At 67.4% G+C, this 13,232-nt stretch carries 12 protein-coding genes and 1 tRNA gene; 2 read left to right on the top strand and 11 right to left on the bottom strand.

Annotation, left to right across the window (positions count from 1 at the left end):
* Window positions 1-92 precede the first annotated feature (92 nt).
* The 11 genes from ABLE91_RS28710 to ABLE91_RS28660 form a co-directional block, all read right to left on the bottom strand.
* Window positions 93-788, bottom strand: coding sequence for a tyrosine-type recombinase/integrase (locus ABLE91_RS28710; protein WP_348935981.1), 696 nt, complete (start codon window positions 786-788; stop codon window positions 93-95).
* A 163-nt stretch (window positions 789-951) separates the two neighbouring features.
* Window positions 952-1,027 (bottom strand) — tRNA-Phe (locus ABLE91_RS28705).
* An 81-nt stretch (window positions 1,028-1,108) separates the two neighbouring features.
* Window positions 1,109-1,600 (bottom strand): ureidoglycolate lyase, encoded by a 492-nt coding sequence (locus ABLE91_RS28700; protein ID WP_348935980.1) that lies wholly within the window; start codon window positions 1,598-1,600, stop codon window positions 1,109-1,111.
* Window positions 1,597-2,847, bottom strand: coding sequence for a Zn-dependent hydrolase (locus tag ABLE91_RS28695; protein WP_348935979.1), 1,251 nt, complete (start codon window positions 2,845-2,847; stop codon window positions 1,597-1,599). The genes ABLE91_RS28700 and ABLE91_RS28695 overlap by 4 nt, the downstream gene beginning before the upstream one ends.
* The gene (locus tag ABLE91_RS28690; protein ID WP_348935978.1) at window positions 2,844-3,833 is read right to left on the bottom strand and encodes an ABC transporter ATP-binding protein; all 990 of its coding nucleotides are present in this window, start codon (window positions 3,831-3,833) and stop codon (window positions 2,844-2,846) included. The genes ABLE91_RS28695 and ABLE91_RS28690 overlap by 4 nt, the downstream gene beginning before the upstream one ends.
* Window positions 3,830-5,257 carry an amidase gene (locus ABLE91_RS28685; RefSeq protein ID WP_348935977.1) on the bottom strand — a complete coding sequence of 476 codons (1,428 nt, stop codon included), beginning with the start codon at window positions 5,255-5,257 and terminating at the stop codon, window positions 3,830-3,832. Before ABLE91_RS28685 ends, ABLE91_RS28690 begins: the two co-directional genes overlap by 4 nt.
* Window positions 5,254-5,454 (bottom strand): hypothetical protein, encoded by a 201-nt coding sequence (locus ABLE91_RS28680; protein WP_348935976.1) that lies wholly within the window; start codon window positions 5,452-5,454, stop codon window positions 5,254-5,256. The genes ABLE91_RS28685 and ABLE91_RS28680 overlap by 4 nt, the downstream gene beginning before the upstream one ends.
* 328 nt (window positions 5,455-5,782) lie before the next feature.
* Complete coding sequence (locus ABLE91_RS28675; RefSeq protein WP_348935975.1) at window positions 5,783-6,826, bottom strand: ABC transporter ATP-binding protein; 1,044 nt, start codon at window positions 6,824-6,826, stop codon at window positions 5,783-5,785.
* Window positions 6,823-7,710 (bottom strand): ABC transporter permease, encoded by an 888-nt coding sequence (locus ABLE91_RS28670; RefSeq protein WP_348935974.1) that lies wholly within the window; start codon window positions 7,708-7,710, stop codon window positions 6,823-6,825. Before ABLE91_RS28670 ends, ABLE91_RS28675 begins: the two co-directional genes overlap by 4 nt.
* Window positions 7,711-7,714: 4 nt before the next feature.
* Window positions 7,715-8,659, bottom strand: a complete 945-nt coding sequence (locus ABLE91_RS28665; RefSeq protein ID WP_348935973.1) for an ABC transporter permease — start codon at window positions 8,657-8,659, stop codon at window positions 7,715-7,717.
* 57 nt (window positions 8,660-8,716) lie between these two features.
* Window positions 8,717-10,393, bottom strand: a complete 1,677-nt coding sequence (locus tag ABLE91_RS28660; RefSeq protein WP_348935972.1) for an ABC transporter substrate-binding protein — start codon at window positions 10,391-10,393, stop codon at window positions 8,717-8,719.
* A 247-nt stretch (window positions 10,394-10,640) separates the two neighbouring features.
* Between ABLE91_RS28660 and ABLE91_RS28655 the strand changes: the two genes are divergently transcribed.
* Both ABLE91_RS28655 and ABLE91_RS28650 read left to right on the top strand, forming a co-directional pair.
* On the top strand, window positions 10,641-11,330 hold the full coding sequence (locus tag ABLE91_RS28655; RefSeq protein WP_348935971.1) for an aspartate/glutamate racemase family protein: 690 nt from the start codon (window positions 10,641-10,643) through the stop codon (window positions 11,328-11,330).
* Window positions 11,331-11,563: 233 nt separating this feature from the next.
* The gene (locus ABLE91_RS28650; protein WP_348935970.1) at window positions 11,564-13,003 is read left to right on the top strand and encodes a class II 3-deoxy-7-phosphoheptulonate synthase; all 1,440 of its coding nucleotides are present in this window, start codon (window positions 11,564-11,566) and stop codon (window positions 13,001-13,003) included.
* Window positions 13,004-13,232: the final 229 nt, after the last annotated feature.

Below are 13,232 nucleotides of genomic sequence, written 5' to 3'. Positions count from 1 at the left end.
CCCCGGTCCTTCACCAATCTTACAGCCTCAAGCTTGAACTCGCGGCTGAACCTCCGTCGTTGCATTCCAGCTCTCCAGTCCCGTTGAACACCTTATCTCGGTGTCCACGAAACCGGCAGCAGGCCAATCGCCTGCATGAGCGCGCCAAGGGTCTTGGGATCGGTGATGGCGGCGCGGTGGGTCACCTTTGGCGGCAGCAGCGCCCCGCGTAGGGCGAGGGTGGGATCTGTGTCGGCCCGCAGCGTGGAAATGGCGAAGCGGAAGACGCTGCCGATCGCCGAGCGGAGGCGGCGGGCACTTTCCCTACGGCCGCTACGCTCCACTTGCTGAAGCAGGATCAGGATTTCAGCGGCGGTTATCTCGGTCATGGGCCGATTGGCGAGCGCCGGCCCAGCCAGGTCGCAGAGGAGCCACCGGTTCTTGTCGATGGTCGCCTCGGCCGATCCCTTGTCCTCCAGCCGCTTCATATATTCGGCCGTCAGCTCACCGAAGGTGTTCTTCGCGGCAATGGCGGTCGCGACCTTATCCAGCTTCCTCGCGGTGGAGGGGTCCTGCCCATCGGCGAGGAGGCGCTTGGCCTCGTGCCGTTTCTCCCGAGCCTCGACAAGGGTCGTTGTGGGGTAGGGGCCGAAGGAGAGCTGCTTCGGCTTTCCGGCGAATCGATACGCGAGTCGCCAGATGCGGCTGCCGTTGGGATTCACGAGCAGATGCAGGCCGCCGCCGTCAAAAAGCTTGTACGGCTTGTCCTTCGGCTTGGCGTTGCGCAAAGCGAGATCGGTGAGGGGCATGTAGGCATCTCTGATGTAGGCACGTAGGCATTGCCTACGAACATGCCTACAAATCGATGAGATGCAACGGTACCGGGTGATGCCGGATGAGACGCTATGATCCGCGCAAAGCCTTGCGACTGAGGCGTTTTAAGACTGTCTGAGATGTCTTGAAAAGAACAAATGGTGCCCAGGGGCGGAATCGAACCACCGACACTGCGATTTTCAGTCGCATGCTCTACCAACTGAGCTACCTGGGCGCCGGGTGAGCCTCGAAGGCGTCCGGAGCGGCGAGTGTATAGAGAGTTCGCGGGGGCATGTCCATAGCCGGAATTCGATCTTCAACAGGCGGCCGGTACCTCCACCAAAAACGGGGCGATGGAGGCGAATTCCTCGTCCAGAGGGCCGCCGTCACGCCACATGAAAATGGCGAAGGGGGAGGGCGCGTCGAGCACGGTGAGGGGGGCGTGCCACACGTCGGGGTGAAGGGTGATTCCCTGGCCGGGCGGAGGCAGGAAGGCGCGCACCTGCGTCATGTCGGGACCGCCGGCAGCAGCGTGCGGGGCCACCGCCACCAGCCAGCGGCAGGGCGCCATGGGAACGAAGCTTTGGGACGAGAAAGCATGGCACTCGAAGATTGTCACAGGCACGGGGTGCGCCAGGGTGGGTGGCGCGAGGATGAGGGAAAGGCTGGCGCCCACGCCGGGGCGCAGGTTTCCGAGCGCGCTGTCGAAATAGTCGCGGCGGCCCACGGCGTCGGGCGTGGACAGCACCTCGCCGAACGGGGCGAACGCCTGCGCGGTGAGCGGGCGCGCTGTGACACGCAGGCTCATGCGGGCCGGCCGCCGGCGAGCGTCAGGACAGTGTGGAGCAGTACGTCCGCGCCGGCGGCGCAGTCGGATTTCTCCGCCGATTCTAGCTCGTTGTGGCTCACCCCGTCCTTGCAGGGCACGAAGATCATGGCAGTGGGCACGATGCCGGCCAGGGAGAAGGCGTCGTGCCCCGCCCCGGAGATCATGGGACGGTTGCTGAGGCCCAGCGTCTCCGCCGCGCCGCGCACGGCGGCGATCACGGTTGGGTCGAAATGAGTGGGCTCCTTGCGCCAGATGAGGTCGAGCGCGATCTTTACGCGCCGCCGGGCGGCGATCTCGGCTATCTTCGCCTGAAGGCCCTGGTGCAGGGTTTCCAGCGTGCCGGCGTCGGGGCTGCGGAACTCGGTGGAGAAGGTGATCTCGCCGGGGATCACATTGCGCGAGGGCGTGGCGATCACCGCCTCGCCCACGGTGCCCACCGCGTTCGGGCCGTGCTGAACGGCCAGCGCCTCGATGGCCAGCACCAGCTCGGAGAGGGTCGCCAGCGCGTCGCGCCGCAGGTGCATGGGGGTCGAGCCCGCATGGCTCTCAAAACCCGTGATGCGCCCATCATACCAGACGATGCCCTGGCCGTGCTCCACCACGCCGATGGTCTTGCCCTCGGCCTCCAGGATCGGCCCCTGCTCGATATGCAGCTCCACGAAGCCGGAGAAGGTCTGGGCACCGACGGTCGCCGGCCCGCGATAGCCGATGGCGTCCAGCGCCTCGCCAACCGTGATGACCCCGGCATCCCTCCGGGCGAGGATGTCCTCGGCCGTGAAGTCGCCCACATGGGCCAGCGAGCCCATCAAGGCCGGCGTGAAGCGCGAGCCTTCCTCGTTGGTCCAGTTGCACACGCAGAGCGGCGCCTCGGTCGCGATGCCAGCATCGTTCAGTGTGCGCACCACCTCCAAGGCGGCGAGGGTGCCCAGCACGCCGTCGAACTTGCCGCCGGTGGGCTGGGTGTCCAGATGGGAACCGAAGCCCAAGGGCGCCTTCGTCATGTCCTGGCCGGGGCGCAGGGCGAACATGTTGCCCAGCGTGTCCACGGTCACGGTGAGGCCGGCCTCCTCGCAGGCGGCGCGGAACCAGTCGCGCACCTGGCCGTCTTCCTTCGACAGCGTCAGGCGCCGCACGCCGCCCTTGGGCGTCGCGCCGAAGCGCGCGGTTTCCATGATGGTGTCCCAGAGGCGGTCGGCATCGATACGCAGATTGGGGAGGGCGGTCATGCGGGCTCCAAGGCGGGTTTCTCCGCCAGGATGCACCGAACCACCCGGTCCGGCGCAAGCTCCACGCGCGGTGGCAGCGCTTCGGTGCAGCGCGGCTGGGCGAAGCCGCAGCGCGGGGAGAAGGAGCAGTTCACGGGCGCCTTGTCGAGGGAGGGCGGCGTGCCGGGAATGGTCTCCAGCCGCGCCCCTCGCTTTGCCCCATGGACGGTGGAGGCGAGCAATCCACGGGGGTAGGGATGGACCGGCCGGCGCACGATGTCGGCCAGCGATCCGCTCTCCACGATCTGGCCGGCATACATCACGGCCACCTTGTCGCAGATCTCGATGGCGACGCCGATATCGTGGGTGACGAAGATCACCGACATGCCCATCTCCCGTTGCAATTCCCGCAACAGGAGGAGGATCTGGATCTGCACGGTGGCGTCGAGGGCGGTGGTGGGCTCGTCCGCCAGCAGCACCTTGGGCTTGCAGGCGAGCGCCAGGGCGATCATGGCGCGCTGGCGCATGCCGCCGGACATTTCGTGGGGGTAGGCATCGAGCCGGCGCTTGGCGGAGGGGATGCGCACCAGCTCCAGCATCTCCAGCGCCCGCGCCTTGCCCTCGGCTGCGGTCTTGCCCTCGTGGCGCATGACGGATTCTGAGATCTGGTGGCCGATCGTATAGACCGGGTCCAGCGCCAAGGCCGGCTCCTGGAAAATCATGGAGACGGTGCGGCCGCGAAAGTCGGAGAGCGCCGCGTCGTCCATGGCGAGCACGTCCTGCCCGGCCACCTTCACGCCGCCGGTGATGGCGGTGCGCTTCTTCGGCAGCAAGCGCATGAGGGCGCGCAGGGTGACGCTTTTCCCGGAGCCGCTCTCCCCCAGGAGCCCCAGCACCTCGCCCTGGCCGAGGGAGAGTGAGACGCCGTTCACCGCATGCACGGTGCGCTCGCCGGTAAAGCGGATGTTGAGGTCGTCGATGGCGACGACGGGCGCGGGCGCCGTCATGGTTCCTCCGGCATCTGCATGTGGAAATCGGTCTCGCGCTGGAAGGCGGCGCCGATGGAGAGGATGGCCGCCTCCTCGAAGGGGCGGCCGATGATCTGGAGGCCCACGGGAAGGCCATGGGCCGTGAAGCCGGCAGGGATGCTCACCGCCGGCAGGCCGAGATAGTTCACCGGCCGCGTGAAGCGGGTGAGGCGCTGGATCATGGCTTCCGCGTGGGGCGCGCCGCCCACGTCCGTCTCGGCGATGGTGGGGGCCGGCATGGGCGCGGCGGGGGCGAGCACGGCGTCGAGGCCCGACACCGCGTCGAGGTATTCGCCGAGCGCCGGCCCGCGCCAGCGCAGCGCTTCGAGATAGGAGACGGCGGGCACGGCGAAGCCGTTCTCCAGCCGGGCGCGGACCTGCGCGCCATACTCTTGCGGCCGCTCCTTCAGCCATTTCGCGTGATAGGCGGCGGCCTCGGCGGCGAGGATGATCTGGGAGGCGGCAGAGAGCTTCGCCTGGTCGGGCAGGGCGACCTTGACGATGCGGGCGCCGGCCTTGGCGAGGGTTGCCGCCGTCTCGTCCAGGACGCGGGCGACGTCGGCATCGAGGTCGTCCACATAGAAGCTATCGGGGATGCCGATGGTGCGACCGGCGAGCGGCGCGCGGGTGGCGGCGAGATAGTCCGGCACCTCGCCGGAGATGGCCGTAGGATCGGCTGGGTCCGCGCCGGCCATGAGGCCGAGGAGGAGGGCGCAATCCTCCACGGTGCGGGCGAGCGGGCCCACCGTGTCGAGGGATTGGGAGAGCGGCATGGCGCCGGCGCGGCTGATGCGGCCCACCGTGGTCTTCAGGCCGGAGACGCCGCAGAAATGGGCCGGCAGGCGGATGGAGCCGCCCGTGTCCGAGCCCAGCGCGGCGAAGGTGAGCCGCGCCGCCACCGCCGTACCCGAGCCCGAGGAGGAGCCGCCCGTCACATGCGCCGGGTTCCAGGCGTTCCGGGCGGGGCCGTAATGGGGATTGTGGCCAGTGGGGCCATAGGCGAACTCCACCATGTGGAGCGCGCCGAGGCGCACGGTGCCGGCATCCTTGATGCGCTGGAGCGCAGTGGAGGTGGTGGTGGCGACCCAATCACGGCGGATCTTGGTGCCGCAGGTCACCACATGGCCGGCGTCGTAATACATGTCCTTGTGGGCGAGGGGGACGCCGTGGAGCGCGCCCTTGTTCTCGCCGTGGGAGAGGGCGCTGTCGGCCTTGTCCGCCGCCTTCAGCGCGGCTTCCGCCTCGATGGAGATGAAGGCGTTGAGGCGCGGCTGTGCCTTTTCGATGCGCGCCAAGCAGGCTTGCGTCACCTCGCGGGAGGAGACGCGGCGTGCGGCGATGGCGGCGGCGATGTCCGTCAGCGACAGCAACGTGGGGTCGGTGATCCTGGCGGGGGCGTTCACTTGGAGAGTTCCCGCATCTGAATGGTCATGAAGGTGGCGGGTTCGAGATCGAGCGGCAGGGTGCCGGAGACGGCGGAGAAGACCGTGAAAGCCGGCGCGATGGCGGTGGCGATGCGCGTCGCGGTCTCGAGCGAGAAGTCGAGGCCGGCGGTCTTCGCGGTGGCGGCGACGGCTTCGGGGGTGGGAGGCGTGGTCATAGGGAGCGATCCTGTTTTCTCATATCTCTCCGCCTTGTCCTGGCCGACTGCAACGGAGCGCAGCGCAGTGAAAGGAGAGCCGGGACCCAGCGCAAGAGAGCGCCGAAAGGCGCTTCAATGAGCTTCCGCTGCCGCGCAGCGGAGGCGTGAGGGCGCTAGTCGCGCCATTGCCGGCTTCGCCGCAGTCTTACGCTGGGTCCCGGATCTGCGCTCCGGCTGCGCCGTCGCTTGTCCAGGACAAGGGTGCACTTTTTCGTCTCCCGGGAGCGAGAGAGGGGGCTAACCGCCGGGAGAGGGGCAGCCCGTCGCAATGAGACGACAGTCCCCCTCACGCCGCCACCCCCATCTGCGGCGCGCGGCTGTGGCCGGAACCGGGGATCACCATGAAGCAGGCGGCGCTGTGCCCGGCATCGTCCACCGGGGACAGCGCCGGCACGACCTTCGCGCATACCTCCTCCGCGAACGGGCAGCGGGTGTGGAAGCGGCAGCCGGAGGGCGGATCGATGGGGTTGGGCGGGTCGCCGGAAATGGGCGGCACTTGCGTACGCTCGTCCGGGTCCATGGCCGGCATGGCGGCGAGCAGCGCCCGCGTATAGGGATGGGCGGGGCCGTCATAGACCGCATCCACCGGCCCCAGCTCCACAACCTGGCCGAGATACATCACTAGCACGCGGTCGGAGATGTAGCGCACCACGTTGAGGTCGTGGCTGATGAAGAGGTAGGTCAGGCCGAACTCATGCTTGAGGTCGGTGAGCAGGTTCAGCACCTGCGCTTCCACCGACTTGTCGAGCGCCGAGACCGCCTCGTCCAGGATCACGAGGCGCGGCTTCAGGGCGAGCGCGCGGGCGATGTTCACGCGCTGGCGCTGGCCGCCGGAGACCTCGTGGGGATAGCGGTTGGCGAACACTTCCGGGCGCAGGCCCACTTTGTTGAGGAGGTCGCGCGCGAGGAGGCGCGCATCCGTATCGGAGACACCGTGCACCTTCGGTCCGAAGGCGATGGAATCCTCGATGGTGAGGCGCGGGTTGAGCGAGGCATAGCTGTCCTGGAACACCATCTGCATGCCGCGCCGCAGCTCGCGAAGCGTGAGGGTTTCCCCCACGAGCTGGCCGTCGAAGAGGATGTCGCCGGAATTGCGCGGCATCAGGTGCATGAGGAGGCGGGCGGTGGTGGACTTGCCGCAGCCGCTCTCGCCTACGATGCCCACCGTCTCGCCCTTGCCGACGGAGAAGGAGACATCGTCCACCGCGCGCACGATCTTCTTCTCGGCGAACAGGCCGCCGCCGATGGGGAAGTGCTTGGTGAGGCTTTTGACGTCGAGCAGGGGCTGAGCCGCCCCGCCAACGTCGGCGATGGGTTCAAGCGAGGTCAATTGCGGATGTCCATGGCGCTGCGCAGCCCGTCGCTGAGCATGTTGAAGCAGATGGAGACGGCGAAGATCATCACGCCCGGCAGCGCGGCGACGCCGGGATTGACGTAGATGGCGGTGCGCAGGGTGTTGAGCATGAGGCCCCATTCCGGCTCCGGCGGCTTGGTGCCGAGGCCGAGGAAGGAGAGGCCCGCCGCCAGGATCATGGAGACCGAGATCAGCCCCGTCGCATAGACGAAGATGGGGCCCAGCACGTTGCCCAGCATGTGGACCCGCATGATGGTGATGGGCCCGGCGCCGGAGGCGCGGGCGGCATCCACGAAATCGAGGTTGCGCACGCCGGTGGTCACGCTCTCCGCCACGCGGGTGATCTGCGGGATGAAGACGATGGTGAGCGAGACGATGGAATTGACGATGCCCGCCCCCAGCACGCCCGAGATGGCGATGGCGAGCAGCACCGAGGGGAAGGCGTAGAACACATCCACCGTGCGCATGATGACGGTGTTGACCCACCCGCCCACATAGCCCGCCACCAGCCCCAGCGTGGTGCCGATGGAGAAAGCGAGGATGACCGGCAGGATGCCGATCAGCAGCGAGAGGCGCCCGCCATAGATGAGGCGGGAGAGCATGTCGCGGCCGAGCTCGTCGGTGCCCAGCGGATAGCCCGGCGTCCCGATATGGCGCAGGCGCCGGATCATGGAGCCCTGATAGGGGTCCGCCAGATGCAGATAAGGGGCGAAGATGGCGGCGAGCAGGATGAGCAGCAGGATGGCCGCACAGACCATGCTCACGGGATCGCGGGAGATGCGGCGGCCGACGGTCGCCCAATAGCCCCGCGCCTTGTGGACGGGAGCCGCCTGGAGGGAGGCTTCGCTGACAGCAGTCATGGCGTCAGCTCCGCTTGATGCGCGGATCGATGGCAGCCTGCGCCACGTCCACGATGAGGTTGAGGAATACGAAGAACAGCGCCAGAACCAGGATCGTGCCCTGGAGCAGCGGCAAATCCCGCTGGAAGATGGCGGAGTTCAAGAGGAACCCTGTGCCCGGCCAGGAGAAGACGGTCTCGATGAGGATGGAGCCGCCCAAGAGATAGCCGAGCTGGAGGCCCATGACGGCGATGGCGGTGGGCGCGGCGTTCTTCACGATATGGCGGAACACCTGCCGCTCCTTGAGGCCCTTGGAGCGCAGCGCCTCGACGAAATCCTGCGAGAGGATATCGCCGGTGAGCGCGCGCACGGTCCGCGTGATGATGCCCATGGGGATCACGGACATGGTGATGGCGGGCAGGATGAGGAAACGGATGTGCTCCCAGTCCCACGCCCAGCCGCCGGGGCCGGCGCCCACGGCGGGCAGCCAGTTCAGCGTCACGGAGAAGATGATCACCAGCACCATGCCGAGCCAGTAATGGGGCACGGAGACGCCGGTCACCGCGATGGAGGTGGCGAGCTTGTCCACCCAGGTGTTGCGGAAATAGCCGGCGATGAGGCCGAAGAAGACGCCGAACACGAAGCCGATGAGGGAGGCCGTGACGGCGAGGATGAAGGTGTTGCCCACCGCCCGCATCACTTCCGTGAAGACCGGCCGCCCGGTGGCGATGGAGGTGCCGAGATCGCCGTGCACCGCCTTCCAGAGCCACAGGCCGAATTGCACCGGCAGCGGGCGGTCGAAGCCGTAGGCGGCGCGCAGCTGGTTCGCCAGCTCCTGGGAGGCGTCCGGCGGCAGGATGGCGACGAGGGGATCGCCGGGCGTGATGTGCACCAGGAGGAAGCACACCAGCGCGACCGAGATCACGATGGGGATCACATAGACGATGCGTCGGGCGACGTAGACGAGCACGATGAGACTTTCGCGAAGGAGGCGCGCGAGGCGGCAGCCGCCCCGCGCAAGAAGCCGTCAGTTGGCGAAGTAGATGGGCGAGAAGTCGATGAACCAGCTCTTCGGCTGGACCACCCCCTTCAGCTTCGGGCTGAGCGCGCGCGGCCCCACGTCGTGGGCCACATAGAGGAAGGCGGCATCGTCTACGGAGGCGGCGTGCAGCGCGGCCAGTGCCTTGTCCCGCTCGGCGGGATCGAAGGTGGAGCGGGCCTTCTTCACCAGCTCGTCGAAGGTGGGGTTGTTGATGAAGCCCCAGTTGTTGGAAACCGGCGGCGCCATGCCGGACTGGAGGAAGCGCACCATGGCGAAGAACGGGTCCATCGCCGCATAGGTCACGTTGATGGCGTTTGAGCCGTTGGCGGTGGGGTCTTTCGCGCCGCGTCGCCAGTTGGTGAAGAGGGTGTTCCACTCGATCACGTCGAGCTGCACGTCGAAATAGCACTCGCCCAACGCCTGCTGGAGATACTCGTTCATGGGCAGCGGCAGCATCTGGCCGGAGCCCGAAGCAGAGGTCTGGATCTTCACCTTCAGCTTCTTGTCGGGGCCGAAGCCGGCCTCCTTCATCAGCTTCTGGCCTTCCTTCTGGTCGAACTTGATCTGGAACTTCACATCGCCCCGCCAGGGATGGCCGGGCTCGAACGTGCCGGTGGCGGGCACCATGAGGCCGCCGAGCAGGCCGTCCTTCATGCCCTCGCGGTCCACGCACAGGTTCGCCGCCTTGCGGACCTTGATGTCGTTCCAGGGCGAGCCCTCGACGCGGGAGAATTGCCAGGGCCACACGTGGGGCTGCTCGTTCGAATAGAGCTGGAAGCCGCGCGATTTGATCTGGGGCAGGGCATCGGGGGCGGGGGCCTCGACCCAGTCCACCTGCCCGGCGAGGAGGGCGGCGGTGCGGGCGTTGGCCTCGGGCATGGGCAGGAGGATCATGTTGTCGATCTTGGGCACGCGCGCCTTGTCCCAATAGGCGGCGTTCTTGGTCAGCTCGAGCCGCTCGCGCGGCATGAACTTGGTCATCTTCCACGGGCCGGTGCCGGAGGCCTCCGCCGCGAAGGCTGTCCAGGCGGCGGCGGCCTTTGCCTTCGCGTCGGCGCCCTCCGCCTTGTCATAGAGCTGCTGCCACTTGGCGGGGCTCACCATGAACAGGTTGGTGAGGTTGTAGGGCAGGAAGCTGTCCGGCTCCTTGGTGGTCAGCTCGACGGTGAGGTCGTCGATCTTCTGCGCCGAGACCAGGGTCGGCATGCGCGATGCGGTCACGCCCACCTGGCTGGCGTCGAACTGGGGCGCTTCCTTGTTCAGTACCTTGCTCACGTTCCACACGACGGCGTCCGCATTGAAGGGCGAGCCGTCATGGAAGGTGACGCCGGGGCGCAGCTTGAAGGTCCATTTGGTCTTGTCGGCGTCGTCCACCTTCCATTCGGTGGCGAGGCCCGGAATGAGGGTGCTGGCCTTCTCGGCCGAGGAGAGGTCCCAGTTCACCAGGGCGTCATACATGGTGAGGCCGGTGAAGCGGTTGCCCTCGAAGCCCTGGTCCGGCTGGCCGAGCGTGCGCGGAATGTCCGCCGCCGTCATGCCGATGCGCAGGGTGGTCTGGGCGGAGGCGGCGCCCGGCGCCGCGAAGGCGGCGGCCGTGGCCAGGAGCAGCGCGGCGGCCTTCAGGCGGCGGCCGGAGCGAAGCGGAATTCTGTGAAGCGGCATCTCGTGATGTCCCTCGTGAGCACGGCATGGTTGTCAAGCAACTGGCGTGCCATGCACCGGGAGGTCAGGACCCGTGGTTTTCGCTGCGGAAGGAAGACGACAAAATATCTGCGTTTCGTCGGTGAATCCTGTTTGATGCCCATTTTGTATGCAATCTGCATGCAATGCGCTGATGCGCGAGGCTTCCGGCCAGCTCCGCCGCGTGCTTCCATAGCGGAAGGTCACTGCCGGAGAAAAAGTAATCCCCGTGAAAGTCCTGCTATTGAACGGCAACACCACCGAAGCCGTCACCATGCACATGGTTGAGGCGGTGCTTCAGCACTGCCCGCCGGATGTGCAGGTGGTCGGCGTCACCGCGCCTTTCGGGCATCCTTACGTGGCGAGCCGCGCCGCCGTCGCCATTGCGGCCCATGCGGGCCTTGAAACGGTGAGGGCGGCGGTGGAGCAGGAAGAGGCGGCCGGAAGGGCGCCCTTCGATGTGTGCTTCTATGCCTGTTTCGGCGAGCCCGGCATCGAGGCGATCCGGGCGGAGGTGGCCTTTCCCGTGGTGGGCATGGCCGAGGGGAGCGTGCTCTGCGCCCTCCAGCTCGGCGAGCGCTTCTCCATCGTCACGGTGGGTGCGGCGTGGCCGGCCATGCTGCGCGACCTCCTGCGCCGGACGGCACTTCAGGAGCGGTGCGCCGGCATCGCCGTGGTGCCGGGGGAGGCGCTGTCGCTGGCGGGCGGACGCGAGGACGGCGCCCGTGCGGTGCGGGGGGCGGTGGCGGAGGCGCTGACCACACAGGCGCCGGACGTGATCATTGTCGCCGGCGCCGCTTTGGCCGGCTACGCGCAGGATCTGGCGGGCGCCTTTTCTGTGCCGGTGCTGGATTCCCTTACCGCCGGCTTCGAGCAGACTTTGGCCCTCGGGCGATTACGGATGAAGGCCCGGCGATAAAGGATGACGCCGCGCCAGTCTCCATCCGGAGATGAGGGTTGAGAAAGCCGAGCGCTGTTAAGAGCCGGCCGCGCCCATGGCGCCGAAAGCCACGCTCGCGCCTGCCTACGGGCTTGAAATCATGCGGGTTACTTGCGCCGTTCCACTGGTGTATAAGCGCGCCTTCCGGCCGAGGAAAAGCCGAGCCGTCCCGTGGAGGCCGGCGCAGCCGGAAAGACCTGATGGAGAGTGTTATGCCGACCCGTCCCGTTTCCGACCGCACCCCGAGCGCCGAGATCTCGTCTCGCCGCGCCGAAGGCTGGCGTCCGGACACGTGGCGATTTTATCCGGCCGTGCAGATGCCCGCCTATCCAGACGCCGCCGTGCTTGCCGAGGTGGAGGCGAAGCTCGCCAGCTACCCGCCGCTGGTGTTTGCGGGCGAGGCGCGCCGCCTGAAGGCGGAGCTCGCAAAGGTGGCCCGCGGCGAGGCGTTCCTGCTCCAGGGCGGCGACTGCGCCGAGAGCTTCGACGAGCACAGCGCCGACAACATCCGCGATTTCTTCCGCGTGTTCCTGCAGATGGCGGTGGTTCTCACCTTCTCCGGCGGTTCGCCGGTGGTGAAGCTCGGCCGCATCGCCGGCCAATTCGCCAAGCCCCGCTCGTCCGATTTCGAGACGGTGGGTGGCGTGGAGCTGCCGAGCTATCGCGGCGACATCATCAACGACATCGCCTTCACCCCGGAAGCGCGCATCCCGGACCCGCGCCGGCAGATCGAGGCGTACCGTCAGTCGGCGGCGACGCTGAACCTGCTGCGCGCGTTCGCGAACGGCGGCTACGCCAACCTCTACAACGCGCACCAGTGGATGCTGTCCTTCGTGAAGGACAGCCCCCAGTCGCACCGCTATCAGGAGCTGGCGAACCGCATCACCGAGGCGCTCGACTTCATGCGCGCCTGCGGGATCGATCCGCAGTCCCATCCCGAGATGCGGACCACGGACTTCTTCACCAGCCACGAGGCGCTGCTGCTCGGCTTCGAGCAAGCCATGACCCGGGTGGATTCCACCTCGGGCGACTGGTACGCGACCTCCGGCCACCTGCTATGGATCGGCGACCGCACCCGCCAGCCGGACCATGGGCACGTGGAATATTTCCGCGGCGTCCGCAATCCCATCGGCATCAAGTGCGGCCCCTCGCTGACGCCGGACGGCCTCATCCGCCTGCTGGACATCCTCCAGCCGGACAATGAGGCGGGCCGCATAACCCTCATCTGCCGCTTCGGCTCGGACAAGGTGGGCGACAGCCTGCCGGCTCTGGTGCGGGCGGTGGAGAAGGAAGGCCGCACGGTCGTGTGGTCGTGCGATCCCATGCACGGCAACACCGTGAAGGCGGCGTCCGGCTACAAGACCCGGCCGTTCGAGCGCATCCAGTCGGAGATCCAGACCTTCTTCGACGTGCATGCGGCGGAAGGCACCTATGCCGGCGGCGTGCACCTGGAGATGACCGGCAAGAACGTCACCGAATGCACCGGCGGCGCGCGGGCCATCACGGACGAGGATCTGCGGGACCGCTACCACACCTATTGCGACCCGCGCCTCAATGCCGACCAGGCCATCGAGATCGCTTTCCTGGTGGCCGAGCTTCTGAAGCGCGAGCGCCAGGCCCGCGGCCGCCCGGAGGTGGTGGCGGCGGAGTGAGGCGGCTGTGTCCCTTAGCTCCCTCTCCCGCTTGCGGGGGAGGGGTGGGGAGGGGGCACATGAAGCAGGCCGTCATCCGCAAGTCCGGGCGCCGCGCCTTTTCCCCTCCCTAGGGTCTGAACTCAATCGAGTTGCGGTTTGGTTGTGTTACTGATTCAAAGCTTCTGCTTGAGAGCGGAGGCTTGAATGGCGAAGGCTCTGACGTGGTTGAGCGATGCGGAGTGGGCTC

The organism is Aquabacter albus, assembly GCF_040049275.1.
Classification (GTDB): domain Bacteria; phylum Pseudomonadota; class Alphaproteobacteria; order Rhizobiales; family Xanthobacteraceae; genus Aquabacter.
This window is presented reverse-complemented; position numbering and strand designations above follow the sequence as displayed.

Coding starts and splice junctions, on each gene's coding strand:
- ABLE91_RS28695 (WP_348935979.1), bottom strand. CDS start 2,847: ATGACCGCCCTCCCCAATCTGCGTATCGATGCCGACCGCCTCTGGGAC.
- ABLE91_RS28690 (WP_348935978.1), bottom strand. CDS start 3,833: ATGACGGCGCCCGCGCCCGTCGTCGCCATCGACGACCTCAACATCCGC.
- ABLE91_RS28670 (WP_348935974.1), bottom strand. CDS start 7,710: ATGACTGCTGTCAGCGAAGCCTCCCTCCAGGCGGCTCCCGTCCACAAG.
- ABLE91_RS28700 (WP_348935980.1), bottom strand. CDS start 1,600: ATGAGCCTGCGTGTCACAGCGCGCCCGCTCACCGCGCAGGCGTTCGCC.
- ABLE91_RS28710 (WP_348935981.1), bottom strand. CDS start 788: ATGCCCCTCACCGATCTCGCTTTGCGCAACGCCAAGCCGAAGGACAAG.
- ABLE91_RS28650 (WP_348935970.1), top strand. CDS start 11,564: ATGCCGACCCGTCCCGTTTCCGACCGCACCCCGAGCGCCGAGATCTCG.
- ABLE91_RS28680 (WP_348935976.1), bottom strand. CDS start 5,454: ATGACCACGCCTCCCACCCCCGAAGCCGTCGCCGCCACCGCGAAGACC.
- ABLE91_RS28660 (WP_348935972.1), bottom strand. CDS start 10,393: ATGCCGCTTCACAGAATTCCGCTTCGCTCCGGCCGCCGCCTGAAGGCC.